Here is a 14,887-nt window from a genome sequence, read left to right as displayed (position 1 = left end):
AGCATGAGCCCGAGGGAGACCACCGATGACCGCTGAGTCCGCTGCCGCGCCGAGGGTGCGGGTCGCCATCGTGGACGACCACGAGTCCGTCCGCCTGGGTGTCGCCGCCGCTGTCGAGGCCGCGGGGATGCAGGTGGTGGCCGCGGCCGAGACGGTGCGCGCGCTCGAGGAGGTCCTCGACGGCTCGGAGATCGAGGTGCTCGTCCTCGACCTCTCCCTGAACGACGGATCGAGCATCACGGCGAACGTCAAGTGGGGTCAGGTGCGCGGCTCGGCCGTCCTGGTCCACAGCATCGCCGACCGCGTGGTCGCCGTTCGCGAGGCGCTCGCGGCGGGCGCCGCCGGAGTGATCCCGAAGTCCTCTCCGATGTCGACCGTGGTCGCCGCGATCCGCACCGTCGCGCGCGGCGAGGTCCTGAACAACCTCGAGTGGGCGTCGGCGATCGACGCGGACGACGACTTCGCCCGCGCGGTGCTCGGGCGCCGCGAGCGCGACGTGCTGCACCTCTACGCCTCCGGCCTGCCGCTCAAGCTCGTCGCCGACCGCCTGCAGATCTCGGTGTCGACGGCCAAGGAGTACCTCGACCGGATCCGCGACAAGTACGTCGAGATCGGGCGGCCGGCCCCGACGAAGGTCGATCTGCTGCGCCGCGCCGTCGAGGACGGCATCCTGCCGGGCATCGATCCGGACGACGGCGATGCCGGGCGCTGAGGTCGTCCCCGCGCGCGCTCCGGCGAACCGCGAGCGCATCGACCGGATCATCAGCACGGTCGTCTCGTTCTTCGGCTTCGGCTTCGCGCTGCAGACCGTGCCGCCCATCCTCGGTCAGCTCCCGGTCCTGCGGCCCGAGGTCGCCTGGCCCGTGCTGGTCGTCGTCTTCGGCGCGCTCGGCGCCTCGGTGGTCACCGCGGTCGCGCGGCGCGGGACGCAGGTCAGCGGCGCCGTCGTCGCCGCGTCGCTCCTGCTCGCGCTGCTCACCTGGCCGCTGACGATCCGCCCTGACGCCGTCCCCCAGGAGACGCCGTGGATCTGGTACCTGCTGACGATCGGCACGGCCTTCTGCACGATCGTCGCGCCGCTGCGGCTGGCGATCGTGTACGCCTCCGTCACCACGATCCTGTTCGGCGTCCTGCGCGTCCTCCCCTCGGGCGGCGGAGCGTCGCCCACCCGTGCCGCCCTCGACGCCGTCTACGTGGGCATCGTCGGCTTCGTCATGCTGGTGCTGATCACCGTGCTCCGGCAGTCGGCGGACCGGGTCGACCGTGCGCAGCGCACCGCGATGGAGCAGTACGAGGGGGCGATGCGCCAGCACGCCGGCGAGGTCGAGCGGGTCGAGGTCGACGCCCTCGTGCACGACAACGTGCTCGCGACCCTGCTCGCCGCGGCGACGGCCGAGTCGGGCGCCGAGCGCGCCCTCGTCTCCTCGATGGCGCGGAAGACGCTCTCGGTGCTGCTCCCGGACGAGGAGTCCGACCTCGACGCAGGAGAGGTGCCGCTGGAGCTGCTCGAGCGGCAGCTGTCTCACGCGGCTTCGACCTTCGTCGCGGAGTTCGGGGTCGTCCTCGACGGCGACGTCGACCCGCGGACGACGACGATGCCGCGGCCGGTCGCGGAGGCCGTCCTCGGCGCGGTCTGGCAGGCCCTGACCAACAGCGTCCAGCACGCCGGCCCGAGCGACGCCGTCCGGCGATCTGTGCGCGGGCAGCTCTCGGCGTGCTCCGTCGAGGTCGTCGTCGAGGACGACGGCCGCGGTTTCCTCCTCGCCGACGTCCCGCGCGAGCGGCTCGGCATCCGGCTCTCGATCCTCGACCGGGTGCACCAGGTGCAGGGCTCGGCGCGCGTCGACACCGTTCCCGGCGAGGGCACCCGGGTCGTCGTCCTCTGGCCCGCCGCGAAGGGCCGATCGTGATCGCCTACCCGCGCCCGCTGCTCTACGCGCTGGGCGGGGGCTTCTCGCTCTACCACGTCGTCCTCGCCTTCTTCTCCTACCGGCTGACACCCGCCACTCCCGCCGATCTGACGGCCGTCGCCGTCTACATCGCCGCCACCGTGATCGCCCTCCTGCCGAGCTCGACCACGCGGATGAACGCGGTGACCGCCTGGGCGATGGCGGGAGTGGCGGTGGGGCTGCCGCTGCTCGTCTCGCCGTCGCTGGACCCCGGTGCCTCCAACGGCTACTCCACCTGGTACATCGCGGCGGTCGGCACGCTCATGACGATCGTCTGCGCCCGTCGGCGCCCCCTGGCGGCGTGGACCGGGATGGCGTTCCTGATCGTGCACACGACGGTCTGGGCGGGTCCCGTCGCTCTGGCGACCCTCGGCGTCGTCGGCGGCATCGCCTGGGTCGGCATCGCGCAGCTCCTGATCATCGAGCTCGGCCGCGCCGGCTCCGAGGCGCGCGTGCTCGAGGCCGCCGAGCGGGCCGCCGCGTCGTGGCGCGCGGCGGAGGAGGCGCACCTCTCCGAGCGGGAGGTGCGGCTGGAGCAGACCCGCACCATCGCCTCCGAGATGCTGCTGCGCATCGCCACCAGCCCGGTGGGCCTCACCGATGAGGAGCGCCGCGAGTGCGCCCTGCTGGAGGCGTCCGTCCGGGACGAGATCCGGGGGAGGCGGCTGCTGGACGACGACGTCCGCCGCCTGGTGCTCGACGCGCGACGTCGGGGCGTCACGGTATCGGTGCTGGACGACGGCGGGCTGGACCGGACCACGGAGGAGGAGAGCCGGCGGGTGCTGCGCGAACTCGCCCGGGCGCTCGGCGGCATCGGCGAGGGGGTCGACCGCGTCGTCGTCCGCACGGCGTCGGCGGACTCGCCGTCGGCGGTGACGGTCGTGGGCCTGCGGACCGCGGGCGACGGCAGCGCGGGCGCCCTCGGCTCGGACGACGCGGGCGACGAGGTGGACGCCTGGGTCGAGATCCGGCGCGACGAGCAGGGCGTCCTCGAGGACTGAACCGAGCCGTCCGTGCCGCCCGGTGCGCTGCGGACCTCCGGTGCGCCGGGCGGCCGAGAAGACGTTGAACCGCAGGAGACGTTAAAAGAGTGCGGCGGGCTGTCCACTCCTCCGAAGAGGGGGCCCAGCCCGCCGTCAAACCCCGAGTGAGGGTGACAACCCGAATGTCACCCTCACTCGCCCCCAAAACACCCGCCTGCTTACCCTGGTCGGCGAGTGATTGGCGATGCCCCCTCCGTGGAGTGAGCACCTAACACGCATAACTATGCCGAGGACTGCGAGGGGCGGGTAGTCGGCACTTTAGGGGACTAATCGGGGTACAAAACCCGCGTACCGCGTCGTTCCGACCCGAGCAGGCCTCCCGCAGCGCTCAGCCGGAGAACGAGCGCCAGGCTCCGGGAGCCGGCTGCAGCGGTGCCCGGACGGCGGCGGCGCGGTCGCTCCAGCCGCCGCTGGGGACGACCGGCACCTCGGCGACCGGGTGCGACTGCGCGGCGAGCGCGGTCACGACCGCGGTCACGGCGGCGATCTCGCGCGCATCGAGGCCGGGAGTGGTGATGACGACGGTGGGGGCGGAGTCGGCTGCGCTCATCCCGCGACGGTACCGCATGCCGTTCACGGTCCCGCGTGCGGGCCGGTGACTATGCTGACGCCGGACGCCGCCGGAGCGACGCCCCTTCCGTCCGAACAGGAGTGTCACCGCATGCCGTCGTGGTCCCTGAAGCGCGGCCGCGCCTCCGCCCGTCGCGTCGCCGCGGTCCTCCGGTCCTCGCCCGCGGCCTTCGCGACGACGGCGGCGGTCCTGCTCGCCAGCGCGGCGGCCGGCACCCTTGTCGCCCCGGCGAGCGACGAGACCGGCGCCTGGTGGGCGGCCGGCGCCGGCACGATCCTCGGCGGCCGGCCCTGGGCCGCGGTGACCGGCCTGCTGATCGCGTCGGGCCCGCCCGCGCTGCTCCTCGTCGTCCTCCTGCTCCTGCCGCTGCTGATCGCGGCCGAGCGCCGTCTCGGAGCGCGCCGGCTGGTCCTCGCCTTCCTGCTCACCGGGGCGCTCGGAACGACGGTCGGAGCGGCCCTGCAGAGCGTCGGCGCCTCCGTCGGCGAGTGGTGGGCCGGGGACACGGTCGGCGACCACACCTTCGACCCGCTGATCGGCGGCGTCGGCGCGCTGCTGGCCGCGACGGCCTTCATGGGCGGCCTCTGGCGCCGGCGCCTGCGCGTCACCGTCTTCGCGGTGGTCCTGATGTTCGTGCTCTACGCCGGCGACTCCGCCGACGTGTACCGACTCCTCGCGGGCATCGCCGGCCTGGCGATCGGGGCCGTGCTGGCGCACGGGGTGAGCGGACTGCGCCCGCAGCGCCCCGCGCCGAGCTCGCACCGGGAGTCGCGCGCCCTGCTCGCCGCGGTGGTCGCGGTCACCGCCCTCGGTCCGCTCGTCGCCGTGCTCTCCGACTCGGGCTACGGGCCGTTCTCGTTCCTCGGCCGGCTGCTGCAGAGCGCGTTCACCGGCGCCGCCGATCTCGAGGACCCCTGCGGCGCCACGGTCCGGCACTGCGCGCACCACGTGCGGCTGAACCTGATCTCGCCCGGGCCGATCCTGCTCACCTTCGTCCCGATGATCCTGCTGCTCGTCGCGGCGTACGGGATGCGCTCCGGGCGCCGTCTCGGTCTGCTGCTCGCGATCGGCGTCAACGCCGCCATCGCGATCCTCGACATCGTCCTTCTGCAGCGCGCGGCGCGGCACCCCGACTTCCAGTACTACGCCGAGTACCTGCTCTGGGTGGCCACCACCGTGGTCGTCCCGGTCGCGGTCATCGTCCTCCTGGCGGTCGGCAGCAGGCACTTCCGGATCCGGGCTCCGCGGGAGTCGGCGCGCCGCTGGTCACTGGTGGTCGGCATCGGCTTCGTCGTCTCGCTCGGCGGCTACCTCGCGCTCTCGGCCTCGACCCGGACCAGCTTCGAGCCGGTGCTCGGGATCGGCCGGCTCCTCCTCGACGGGCTGCTGCGCTTCGTGCCGTCGAGCTTCCTCGGTGGGCACGGCCTGCTGGCGGTGCCGCGGGAGCCGCTCGCCCGCCTCGGCTTCGAGTGGGTCGGGCCGGTCTTCTGGCTCCTCGTCGTCGTCGCGGTGATCGCGCTCCTGCGGGCCACCGACGTGCAGGGCGTGCGCGGCGACGAAGCGGTCTACCGCCGGCTGCTCGTGCGCCACGGCGCCGGCAGCCTCGGCCACCAGGGCACCTGGCAGGGCAACGAGCACTGGATCGCCCCCGACGGCGAGGGCGGAGTCGCCTACCGCGTCGTGGGCGGGGTCGCGATCACGCTGTCCGACCCGGCCTGCGCGCCCGAGCGGCGCGCGGAGGTGGTCGCCGGCTTCGTCGCCTTCTGCGACGAGCGGAGCTGGACGCCGGTCTTCTACAGCGTCCACGACGAGCTGCTGCCGGTCTTCGACGGCCTCGGCTGGTCGCGGATCTCGGTGGGCGAGGAGACGATCATCGAGCTCGGTGGCTTCGAGCTGACCGGGAAGCGCTGGCAGAAGGTGCGCTACCCGCTCACCCGCGCGATCAAGCTCGGCATCGAGCCGGTCTGGACGAGCTGGCCGGAGCTGTCGCTGGGGATGGCCAGCCAGATCGTCGACCTGTCCGAGAAGTGGGTGTCCGAGAAGGCGCTGCCGGAGATGGGGTTCACGCTCGGCGGGATCGACGAGGCGCGCGACCCGGACGTCGCGCTGCTGCTCGCCGTCGGCCCGGACGGGGTGCTGCAGGGGATCACCAGCTGGCTGCCCGTGCACCGCGACGGCCGGATCGTCGGCTGGACGCTCGACTTCATGCGCCGCTCGGACGAGGCGATGCCCGGGATCATGGAGTTCCTGATCGCGTCCGCCGCCCTCCGTGCGCAGGAGCAGGGCGCAGAGTTCGTCTCGCTGTCCGGCGCACCGCTCGCGACGGCGCCCGTGCCGGAGGGGGAGCAGCCGCCGGAGCCGACCGCGCTCTCGGGTCTGCTCGAGTTCCTGGCGCGGACCCTGGAGCCGGCCTACGGCTTCACCTCGCTGTTCCGCTTCAAGGCCAAGTTCCACCCGCGCTACGAGGGACTGTGGATGGCCTACCCCGACGCGCTGCAGCTGCCGCGGATCGGCGCGGCGATCGGGCGCGCCTACCTGCCGGACGTCTCCCCGCGCGAGGCGCTCGCCTTCGCCCGGGCGCTGGGAGCGCGCCCGGAGGAGAAGACGCCGCCCGCGGAGAAGCCGGGTGCGGAGAAGCCGGGTGCGGAGAAGCCCGGTGCCGAGAAGCCCGGTGCCGAGAAGCCCGGTGCCGAGAAGCCCGCTGCCGAGAAGTCCGGCGGCGACACCCCGGCGCAGGGGAAGCCGACGGCGCCGGCGCCCGAGAAGGCGCCGACGGCCGGCTGACCGGGGCTCAGAGCGGGATGTTGCCGTGCTTCTTGGCCGGCAGGTTCGCGCGCTTGGTCCGGAGCGCGCGCAGCGCCTTGATCACCGACACCCGGGTCGCCGACGGCTCGATGACCCCGTCCAGCTCGCCGCGCTCGGCCGCGAGGAACGGGCTCGCCACGTTGTAGGTGTACTCGTTCGCCAGCCGGGTGCGGACGGCCGCGACGTCCTCGCCGGCCTCCTCGGCCTTGCGGATCTCGTTGCGGTAGAGGATGTTGACGGCGCCCTGGCCGCCCATCACCGCGATCTCGGCCGTCGGCCAGGCGAGGTTGATGTCGGCGCCGAGCTGCTTGGAGCCCATCACGATGTACGCGCCGCCGTAGGCCTTGCGCAGGATGACGGTGACCAGCGGCACGGTCGCCTCCGCGTAGGCGTAGAGCAGCTTCGCGCCGCGGCGGATGACGCCGGTCCACTCCTGGTCGGTGCCGGGCAGGTAGCCGGGGACGTCGACGAGCGTGAGGATCGGCAGCGAGAACGCGTCGCAGAACCGGACGAAGCGCGAGGCCTTCTCGCCGGCCTCGATGTTCAGGGTGCCGGCCATCGCGCTGGGCTGGTTGGCGATGATGCCGACCGAGCGGCCCTCGACCCGGCCGAAGCCGATCACGATGTTCGGCGCGAAGAGCGGCTGCACCTCGAGGAAGTCGCCCTCGTCGACGATGTGCTCGATCACGGCGCGCATGTCGTACGGCTGGTTCGGGCTGTCGGGGATGACGGTGTCGAGGAAGCGGTCGGAGTCCGTGGTCTCGAGGTCGACCTCGTTGTCGAACACCGGCGCGGGCGAGAGGTTGTTGTCGGGGAGGAAGGAGAGCAGGGTGCGCGCGTAGTCGAGCGCGTCGTTCTCGTCGCTGGCGAGGTAGTGCGAGACGCCCGAGATCTTGTTGTGGGTGAGCGCGCCGCCGAGCTCCTCCATGCCGACGTCCTCGCCGGTGACGGTCTTGATCACGTCAGGGCCGGTGACGAACATCTGGCTGGTCTTGTCGACCATGATCACGAAGTCGGTGAGGGCGGGGGAGTACACCGCGCCACCGGCCGCCGGGCCGCAGATGATCGAGATCTGCGGGATGACGCCGCTCGCCGCGGTGTTGCGGCGGAAGATCTCGCCGTACTTGCCCAGGGCGACGACGCCCTCCTGGATCCGCGCTCCGCCGGAGTCGAGGATGCCGATGATCGGGACGCCGGTCTTCAGCGCCAGATCCATCACCTTGATGATCTTCTCGCCGGCCACCTCGCCGAGCGAGCCGCCGAAGATCGTGAAGTCCTGCGAGTAGACGGCGACCTGGCGGCCGTGGATGGTGCCGGTGCCGGTCACGACGGCGTCGCCGTAGGGCCGCTTCTTCTCCATGCCGAACGCGTGGGTGCGGTGGCGGACGAACTCGTCGAGCTCGACGAACGAGCCGGGGTCGAGGAGGGTGTCGATCCGCTCGCGGGCGGTCATCTTGCCCTTGGCGTGCTGCTTCTCGATCGCGGCCTCACCGCTGGCGGTGACCGCCTCGTGGTAGCGGGCCTTCAGGTCCGCGATCTTCCCCGCGGTCGTGAAGAGATCGGGCGCGGGACGTTCGATGTTCGCGGTCACTCGCCCACCTTATCGGCGCGGATGGACCCCTCCGTTGTCGCACCCGCACAGGGAGCGGCGGGTCCGATGGGAGGGTCCGCACAAGCCACGGCGCCGGCGACCGGCTCCGGGGCTTCTCGCGGGGCCCGCCGGTAGCGTGGCCGCATGCAGCTCCCGCTCTCCCTCTCCGTGTCGCCGCAGGTCCTCTGGCTCGAGAGCGCGGGCTCGACCAACGACGAGCTCCGCGAGCGCGCGACGGCCGAGCCCGCGGCCTGGCCGCACCTCTCCGTCGTGGCGACCGACGACCAGCGCGCGGGCCGCGGACGCCTGGGCCGGGTCTGGCAGGCGCCCGCCGGGCGGACCCTCGCGGCTTCCACGCTGGTGGACGCGGCGGCCCTCCCCGCCGCGGCGGTCGGCTGGCTGCCGCTGCTGGCCGGCGCGGCCCTCGCGCGGGCGCTCGCCCCGCTGGTCGGCGGCGCGGTCGAGGTCAAGTGGCCCAACGACGTGCTGATCGACGGGCGGAAGACGGCGGGCGTCCTCGCCGAGCGCCTCGCCGACGGCCGCGTGATCGTCGGCACCGGGATCAACCTGCTGCTGAGCGAGGAGGAGCTGCCGGTGCCGACCGCGACCTCGCTCGCCCTGGCCGGTGCCGCGACCACCGGCGCCGACGCCGTGCTCGCCGCCTTCCTCACCGAGTTCTCGGCGCTGCTCGCGCCGCTCCTCGCGCTCGGCGACGCCGACGCCGCGGGCACGGCCGCCGTCGTGCGCGCGCACCTCGGCACCCTCGGCCGCTCCGTGAGGGTCGAGCTGCCGGACGGCTCCGTCGAGGAGGGCACCGCGGTCGCGCTCGACGCCGACGGCTCGCTCGTGCTCGAGCAGGACGGCGCCCGGCGCTCGTTCTCCGCGGGCGACGTCACCCACCTGCGCCAGTGAGCGCCGGCGGCCGGGACCGGCTCACGGAGGGGGACCGGGAGCTCGCCCGGCTCACGCCGCGCGCCCGTCGCGCCGTCGCTCCCGTCGCCGGCTTCCTCCTGCTCACGTGGACCGGCTTCTACTTCGCCGCGCAGTTCGAGCTGGAGCTGCAGCGCTGGATCATCGCCCTCGGCGCGGCCGTGCTCGTGCTGCTGCTCTGCGTGCCCGGCATCGCCGGCTGGGCGAGCATCCGCTACCGGATCACGCAGCGCGGGCTGCACGCCCGCCGAGGCGTCCTGTCGGTGCGCCGCGCCGACCTCGACTTCGACCCGCGGATGGCGGTCGGCGTCTCGCGGAGCCTGAGCCAGCGCATCGCCCGCTGCGGTGACGTGCGGATCACCCGGGACGGCGCCGAGGCGTTCGTGCTGCGCGACGTGGAGGACCCCGAGCTCGTCGCCGAGCTGCTGCGGGACGCGATCGCGGCGGTCCCGATGCCGCTGCCCGACTGGCCCGCGCCCGACCCGCTCTGACCGCCGCGTCCGCGACGGAGCCCTCGCCGCGTCCGCGCCCCTCGCTACCATGGAGCCGCCCCGCGCCCGCGGGCGGAACCAGGAGGATCGTCATGCGCGTCGGTGTGATCGGAGGCGGCCAGCTCGCCCGGATGATGATCCCCGCGGCGGTCGAGCTCGGCCTCGAGATCGCGGTGCTCGCCGAGGCCGAGGGCGCTCCCGCGGGCCTCGCCGCGTCCCGCGTCGGCGACTACCGCGACGAGGAGACGGTGCTCGGATTCGCCCGCACCGTCGACGTCGTCACCTTCGACCACGAGCACGTGCCGCAGGCGATCCTGCGCCGGCTCGTCGCCGAGGGCGTGGCCGTGCACCCCGGCCCGGACGCCCTCCTCTACGCCCAGGACAAGCTGATGATGCGGCAGCGCCTCACCGAGCTCGGCGTCCCCGTGCCCGACTGGGCGGCGGTCTCCTCCGCCGACGAGCTGGCCGCGTTCCTCGACGAGCACGGCGGACGCGGTGTGGTGAAGACCGCGCGCGGCGGCTACGACGGCAAGGGCGTCCGCGTCGTCCGCGGCGCGCACGAGGCCGACGACTGGTTCGCGGCGCTCGCCGAGGACGGCCGCGGCGGCGCGCTGCTCGTCGAGGAGCTGGTCGGCTTCCGCCGAGAGCTCGCGCAGCTCGTCGCCCGGCGCCCCTCGGGCGAGAGCGTCCTCTGGCCGGTGGTGGAGTCGATCCAGCGCGACGGCGTCTGCGCCGAGGTCCTCGCTCCCGCGCCCGCCTCGGCCGGCCGCCTCGCGGACGCCGCCGCCGACATCGCCGAGACGATCGCCGAGAGCCTCGGCGTCACCGGCGTGCTGGCGGTCGAGCTGTTCGAGACGACGGACGACCGCCTGCTCGTCAACGAGCTGGCGATGCGCCCGCACAACAGCGGGCACTGGACGATGGACGGCTCGACCACCTCGCAGTTCGAGCAGCACCTGCGCGCGGTGCTCGACCTGCCGCTCGGCGCGACCGGCTGCCGCGATCCGTGGACCGTGATGGTGAACGTCCTCGGCGGTCCGGTGGGCGAGTCGCTGACCGACCGCTACCCGCTCGTGCTCGCCGCGCACCCCGCGGTCAAGGTGCACAACTACGGCAAGGAGCCGCGTCCGGGGCGCAAGGTCGGGCATGTCAACGCCACCGGCGACGAGCTCGAGCTCGTCGTCTACGAGGCGCGTGCCGCGGCGGCCGTTCTCACCGACTGAGACGTACCATGGTGGCCGTGACCCGCCCCACGCCCTCCGCCACCCCCGCCGGTACCGCCCCGTGAGCGCCGACGCGCTCGTCAACGGTCCCTCCCCGCTCGTCGGCGTCGTGATGGGCTCGGACTCCGACTGGTCGGTCATGCAGGCCGCCTCGACGACCCTCTCGGAGTTCGGCGTGGCGCACGAGGTCCGCGTGGTCTCGGCCCACCGCACCCCGCAGGCGATGATCGACTACGGCCGCGGGGCGCGTGCACGGGGTCTGCGCGTCGTGATCGCGGGCGCCGGCGGAGCCGCCCACCTGCCCGGGATGCTGGCCGCGGTCACCTCCCTCCCCGTCGTCGGCGTCCCCGTGCCGCTCGCGCGCCTCGACGGCCTCGACTCGCTGCTCTCGATCGTGCAGATGCCCGCCGGCGTCCCCGTCGCCACCGTGTCGATCGGCGGCGCCCGCAACGCGGGGCTGCTCGCGGTGAAGATGCTCGCGATCGGCGACGACGCGCTGTCCGAGCGCCTCGACGCCTTCGCGGCGGACCTGGAGGCGCAGGTCGCCGCCAAGAACGACGCTCTGGTGGCCGGCCTGTGACGGCGATGACGCTGCCGCTGCGGCATCCGGACGTCCGCTCGAGCTCGTTCATGACCCGGCGCGCCTGGTGGCTGCTGATCGGCAACCTGCTCGTTCCCGGCTCCGCGCAGGTGCTCGCGGGCAACCGGCGCCTCGGGCGGCTCGGCCTCGGCTTCACCCTGGCGCTCTGGACGGCGCTGCTGGTCGCCGTCCTCCTCTACTTCGTCTTCCCGACGGGCCTCTACACGCTCGCGACCTTCGATCTGTCGATGCTCGCTCTGCAGGCGGCCCTGGTCGTCTACGGCGTGGTCTGGCTCGTGCTCACCCTGGACACCCTCCGGCTGATCCGGCTGGTGCGGGCGCGGCCGCGGATGCGGGCCGTGCTCGCCTTCGCGACGATCGCGCTGATGGCCGTCTCGGTCGGCTCGACCGCCTACGGCACCTACCTGATCGGGATCACCCGCGGCACGCTGTCCTCGATCTTCGGCGGCGGGGCGATGGAGGCGCCGATCGACGGCCGCTACAACATCATGCTGCTGGGCGGCGACGCCGGCGAGGACCGCGACGGCCTGCGCCCGGACAGCATCTCGGTCGTCAGCATCGACGCGTCGACCGGCGCCGCGACCACGATCGGCGTCTCGCGCGAGTTCGTGAACATCCCGTTCCCCGAGGACAGCCCGATGCACGAGCTGTATCCGGACGGCTACACGACCGACAACTGCGCCGTCGACGTCTGCAAGCTCAACTCGATCTACACCGAGGTCGAGCTGAAGCACCCCGAGCTCTACCCGGATGCGGTCGCGGAGGGCAGCGAGCCCGGCATCGAGGCGACCCGCGACGCGGTCGAGGGCATGCTCGGCATCCCGATCCAGTACTACGCGCTGATCGACATGGAGGGCTTCGCCCAGCTGATCGACTCGCTCGGCGGCATCGACGTCGACTACCAGGGCACCGAGCCCCTGCCGCTCGGCGGGCTCCCCGACTCCGACGGCGTGATGCAGGGCGTGAACCAGTGGATCGACCCCGGTCCCTGGCACTTCAACGGCGAGCAGGCGCTAGCCTACGCCCGCTCGCGCTACACGACGAGCGACTACGACCGGATGGCACGGCAGCGCCAGGTGCAGACCGCGCTGCTCGAGCAGTTCGAGCCGGCCAATGTGCTCTCGAAGTTCCAGGACGTCGCCGCCGCCGGCTCCCAGGTGATCAAGACCGACGTCCCGCAGGGGATGCTCGGCTACTTCGTGCAGCTGGGCCTGAAGACGAAGTCCCAGCCGGTCGGCGTCGTCGAGCTCGTCCCGCCCGCGGTCGACGTCGACGGCGACCCCGACTACGACGTCGTCCGCTCCCTCGTGCACGAGGGCCTCTTCCCGGACGCCACGGCGCAGTAGCGTCGACAACCGCCCCGATGGCGGGCGCGGTCTCGAGACGCCCCTGCGGGGCTGCTCGATCGACCGAGGTGGCCGATCGCGTTCATGCTGATCGAGTAGCCCGCGCAGAGGGTGTATCGAGATCCACCGGTGCCCGGAGTCGGGTCTGCACATCCGCCCTCTCGGTGATGGTGGGTCTCGATACGCCCCTGCGGGGCTACTCGACCAGCATGTCTGCGGGCGTCTCGTCCAAGTAGATCCACCGGCATCAGGAGAAGGGTCTGCAGACCCCGCATGCCTCAGAGGTCGGCGTGCAGGGCCCAGACGCGCTCGGCGGAGTCGCGCCAGCTGAAGGCGCGGGAGCGGTCGCGGCCGGCGACCGAGAGGCGCTCGCGGAGGCCGGTGTCGGAGAGCACGCTGCTCATCGCGAGCGCGAGCCGCTCCGGGTAGTGCTTGGCGTCGGCGCGCTCGACGGCGACACCCGCGTCGGCCGCGACCTCGAGCAGCGCCGGGTCGTCCGAGTGCACGACCGGCACGCCGAAGTGCATGGCCTCGAGCACCGGCAGGCCGAATCCCTCGGCAATGCTCGGGTAGACGAACAGGGTGGCCCGGCTGAGCACGAGCGCGAGGTCGGTGTCGCTGAGGACGCCGAGCGCCCGCACCCTCTCCTCGCCGAGGCCCTGCTCGTCCGCGACGGAGGCGATGTCGAGCTCGCCCCAGCCGGTCGGTCCGACGATCAGGAGCGGGAGCTCCGGGGCCGACGCCTCGCCGAACGCCGCGATCAGCGAGACCAGGCCCTTGCGCGGCTCGAGCGTGCCGACGCTGAGGACGTACTCGGCCGGCAGCCCGAGGGCCTCCGCGCGCTCGTCGGCGTCGTCAGGAAGGACGAGCCCGGAGCCGACGGCCCCGCCGATCACGCGGATCCGGTCGCCGAAGTCGAGGACCTGGGAGAGCTGCTGAGCGACCGCGTGCGTCGGGACGACGACGGCATCGGCGAACTTCTGCGCGCGCTTCGCCATCGCGCGGTGCCACTTGGCGCCGTGCGGGGTGAGCGTCTCGGGGTGCGTCCACGGCACCGTGTCGTGGATCGTGACGGCGATCTGCTCGCCCTCGCGGCCCTCGTGGCTGCGCAGCGGGGCGAACAGGCTCGGAGCGTGCATCATGCCGCCGCCCGAGGGGATGCCGATGCCGTACTGCCAGGCGCGGGACAGCTCGCGGCGGCCCAGGTGCAGGCGGTGCAGTCGGGCGAGGCCGGGCAGGCGCAGCCGCAGCTCCTCCTCCTTCTCCGGCGGATGCGCGGAGAAGACCGCCTCGACCTCGCAGTCGCGCGGGGCGGTGCGGATCAGCTCGCGGGTGAGCTCTTCGGTGTAGCGGCCGATGCCGCCGGGGACGCGGGCGAGCATCTGGTCGACGACCACCCGCAGCGTGGTCGTCACGGCGTGACCGCCTCGAGCGGAGCGGCGGCCAGCGCGTCCTGCCAGGAGCGCATCGGCTCGAGGCCGGCGTCGGCCCAGGCGTCGTGGCCGAGGACGGAGTAGGCGGGCCGCGGGGCCGGGCGGACGAAGCTGCCGCTGTCGGTCGGCCGGATCCGCTCCGGGTCGAGCCCGGCCTTCTCGAACACGGCGCGCGCGAAGCCGAACCAGGTCGTCTCGCCGGCGTTGGTGCCGTGGTAGATCCCGGCCGGAGCCGCGGCGTCGACGAGGGCGATCAGGCGGTCGGCGAGATCCCCGGTCCAGGTGGGCTGACCGCGCTGGTCGTCGACGACGGTGAGGGTGGGGTGCGCGCCGGCGAGGCGGACCATCGTCTTGGCGAAGTTGCCGCCGTGCGCGCCGTAGAGCCAGGCCGTCCGGACGACGTAGCCCCGTTCGGGGTTCGCGGCGAGCACGAGCTCCTCACCCTCGGCCTTCGTGCGGCCGTACGCCGAGATCGGGCCGCGGGGGTGGGACTCGGCGTAGGGGCTGGTGGCCGAGCCGTCGAAGACGTAGTCGGTCGAGACCTGGACGATCGCGGCGCCGATCTCGGCGGTGGCGATCGCGAGGTTCTGCGCGCCGAGGGCGTTGACGCGGCGGGCCTCCTCCTCGTCGCTCTCCGCGTCGTCGACCCGCGTGTACGCCGCGCAGTTCAGCACCGCGTCGTGGCCGGCGACCGCGGCGCGGACCGCGTCGAGGTCGGTCACGTCGAGGTCGGCGCGGCCGAGCGCCGTGACGGCGCGATCGCCGAGGGAGGAGCGGAGGTCGGTGCCGAGCATGCCGGAGGCGCCCGTGAGGAGGAAGGTCACCCGCTCATCATGCCGGAGGCCTCCGACGTGCGGACCCCCGGCGCACCGGCGACGACGGCCGACCGGGGCGTCGGCGGGCC

General features: G+C 73.4%; 13 protein-coding genes. 9 read left to right on the top strand and 4 right to left on the bottom strand.

Going from position 1 to position 14,887, the window contains the following annotated elements:
- The first annotated feature begins 25 nt into the window (after nt 1-25).
- Genes MT353_RS02205 through MT353_RS02195 form a run of 3 tightly spaced genes read left to right on the top strand, consistent with a single transcriptional unit; the run spans nt 26 to nt 2,950 of the window.
- Nucleotides 26-712: a response regulator gene (locus tag MT353_RS02205; protein WP_243615387.1), complete on the top strand. Its 687-nt coding sequence runs from the start codon at nt 26-28 to the stop codon at nt 710-712.
- Nucleotides 699-1,910 (top strand): sensor histidine kinase, encoded by a 1,212-nt coding sequence (locus MT353_RS02200; RefSeq protein ID WP_243623508.1) that lies wholly within the window; start codon nt 699-701, stop codon nt 1,908-1,910. The genes MT353_RS02205 and MT353_RS02200 overlap by 14 nt, the downstream gene beginning before the upstream one ends.
- A complete protein-coding gene (locus tag MT353_RS02195) occupies nt 1,907-2,950 on the top strand; it encodes a hypothetical protein (protein WP_123735215.1) in 1,044 nt (347 codons plus the stop codon). The genes MT353_RS02200 and MT353_RS02195 overlap by 4 nt, the downstream gene beginning before the upstream one ends.
- Before the next feature lie 370 nt (nt 2,951-3,320).
- Here MT353_RS02195 and MT353_RS02190 read toward each other — a convergent pair whose 3' ends face one another.
- Nucleotides 3,321-3,542: an acyl-CoA carboxylase subunit epsilon gene (locus MT353_RS02190; RefSeq protein ID WP_123445310.1), complete on the bottom strand. Its 222-nt coding sequence runs from the start codon at nt 3,540-3,542 to the stop codon at nt 3,321-3,323.
- Nucleotides 3,543-3,653: 111 nt separating this feature from the next.
- Here MT353_RS02190 and MT353_RS02185 point away from each other — a divergent pair, with 111 nt between their 5' ends.
- A complete protein-coding gene (locus tag MT353_RS02185; RefSeq protein WP_243623507.1) occupies nt 3,654-6,347 on the top strand; it encodes a bifunctional lysylphosphatidylglycerol flippase/synthetase MprF in 2,694 nt (897 codons plus the stop codon).
- A gap of 7 nt (nt 6,348-6,354) precedes the next feature.
- Here the strand turns inward: MT353_RS02185 and MT353_RS02180 are convergent, their stop codons facing one another.
- The gene (locus MT353_RS02180; RefSeq protein ID WP_243582397.1) at nt 6,355-7,959 is read right to left on the bottom strand and encodes an acyl-CoA carboxylase subunit beta; all 1,605 of its coding nucleotides are present in this window, start codon (nt 7,957-7,959) and stop codon (nt 6,355-6,357) included.
- Between the two features lie 144 nt (nt 7,960-8,103).
- Between MT353_RS02180 and MT353_RS02175 the strand changes: the two genes are divergently transcribed.
- The 5 genes from MT353_RS02175 to MT353_RS02155 all read left to right on the top strand — a co-directional run bounded on the left by MT353_RS02175 (nt 8,104) and on the right by MT353_RS02155 (nt 12,550).
- Complete coding sequence (locus MT353_RS02175) at nt 8,104-8,871, top strand: biotin--[acetyl-CoA-carboxylase] ligase (protein ID WP_243598838.1); 768 nt, start codon at nt 8,104-8,106, stop codon at nt 8,869-8,871.
- Nucleotides 8,868-9,380, top strand: a complete 513-nt coding sequence (locus MT353_RS21840) for a PH domain-containing protein (RefSeq protein ID WP_243615391.1) — start codon at nt 8,868-8,870, stop codon at nt 9,378-9,380. Before MT353_RS02175 ends, MT353_RS21840 begins: the two co-directional genes overlap by 4 nt.
- 92 nt (nt 9,381-9,472) lie before the next feature.
- On the top strand, nt 9,473-10,603 hold the full coding sequence (locus MT353_RS02165; protein WP_279392134.1) for a 5-(carboxyamino)imidazole ribonucleotide synthase: 1,131 nt from the start codon (nt 9,473-9,475) through the stop codon (nt 10,601-10,603).
- Between the two features lie 112 nt (nt 10,604-10,715).
- Nucleotides 10,716-11,183, top strand: a complete 468-nt coding sequence (purE, locus tag MT353_RS02160) for a 5-(carboxyamino)imidazole ribonucleotide mutase (RefSeq protein WP_123445392.1) — start codon at nt 10,716-10,718, stop codon at nt 11,181-11,183.
- A 5-nt stretch (nt 11,184-11,188) separates the two neighbouring features.
- Nucleotides 11,189-12,550: an LCP family protein gene (locus tag MT353_RS02155; protein ID WP_123735595.1), complete on the top strand. Its 1,362-nt coding sequence runs from the start codon at nt 11,189-11,191 to the stop codon at nt 12,548-12,550.
- Nucleotides 12,551-12,828: 278 nt separating this feature from the next.
- Here MT353_RS02155 and MT353_RS02150 read toward each other — a convergent pair whose 3' ends face one another.
- Together MT353_RS02150 and rfbD are read right to left on the bottom strand one after the other, a co-directional pair.
- Nucleotides 12,829-13,965, bottom strand: a complete 1,137-nt coding sequence (locus MT353_RS02150) for a glycosyltransferase family 1 protein (protein ID WP_243598840.1) — start codon at nt 13,963-13,965, stop codon at nt 12,829-12,831.
- Nucleotides 13,962-14,807 carry a dTDP-4-dehydrorhamnose reductase gene (rfbD, locus tag MT353_RS02145; RefSeq protein WP_308197305.1) on the bottom strand — a complete coding sequence of 282 codons (846 nt, stop codon included), beginning with the start codon at nt 14,805-14,807 and terminating at the stop codon, nt 13,962-13,964. The genes MT353_RS02150 and rfbD overlap by 4 nt, the downstream gene beginning before the upstream one ends.
- Nucleotides 14,808-14,887 lie beyond the last annotated feature (80 nt).

Origin of the sequence: Rathayibacter sp. VKM Ac-2927 (assembly GCF_022815525.1) — a bacterium.
GTDB lineage: Bacteria > Actinomycetota > Actinomycetes > Actinomycetales > Microbacteriaceae > Rathayibacter > Rathayibacter festucae.
The sequence above is the reverse complement of the archived record's forward strand: the minus strand, read 5'-3'. Positions and strand labels throughout refer to the sequence as shown.

What these genes read in the sequence shown, in the direction of transcription:
- MT353_RS02205 (WP_243615387.1), top strand. Translation starts at nt 26, where the DNA reads ATGACCGCTGAGTCCGCTGCCGCGCCGAGGGTGCGGGTCGCCATCGTG.
- MT353_RS02200 (WP_243623508.1), top strand. Translation starts at nt 699, where the DNA reads ATGCCGGGCGCTGAGGTCGTCCCCGCGCGCGCTCCGGCGAACCGCGAG.
- MT353_RS02190 (WP_123445310.1), bottom strand. Translation starts at nt 3,542, where the DNA reads ATGAGCGCAGCCGACTCCGCCCCCACCGTCGTCATCACCACTCCCGGC.
- MT353_RS02185 (WP_243623507.1), top strand. Translation starts at nt 3,654, where the DNA reads ATGCCGTCGTGGTCCCTGAAGCGCGGCCGCGCCTCCGCCCGTCGCGTC.
- MT353_RS02175 (WP_243598838.1), top strand. Translation starts at nt 8,104, where the DNA reads ATGCAGCTCCCGCTCTCCCTCTCCGTGTCGCCGCAGGTCCTCTGGCTC.
- MT353_RS02165 (WP_279392134.1), top strand. Translation starts at nt 9,473, where the DNA reads ATGCGCGTCGGTGTGATCGGAGGCGGCCAGCTCGCCCGGATGATGATC.
- purE (WP_123445392.1), top strand. Translation starts at nt 10,716, where the DNA reads ATGGGCTCGGACTCCGACTGGTCGGTCATGCAGGCCGCCTCGACGACC.
- MT353_RS02155 (WP_123735595.1), top strand. Translation starts at nt 11,189, where the DNA reads ATGACGCTGCCGCTGCGGCATCCGGACGTCCGCTCGAGCTCGTTCATG.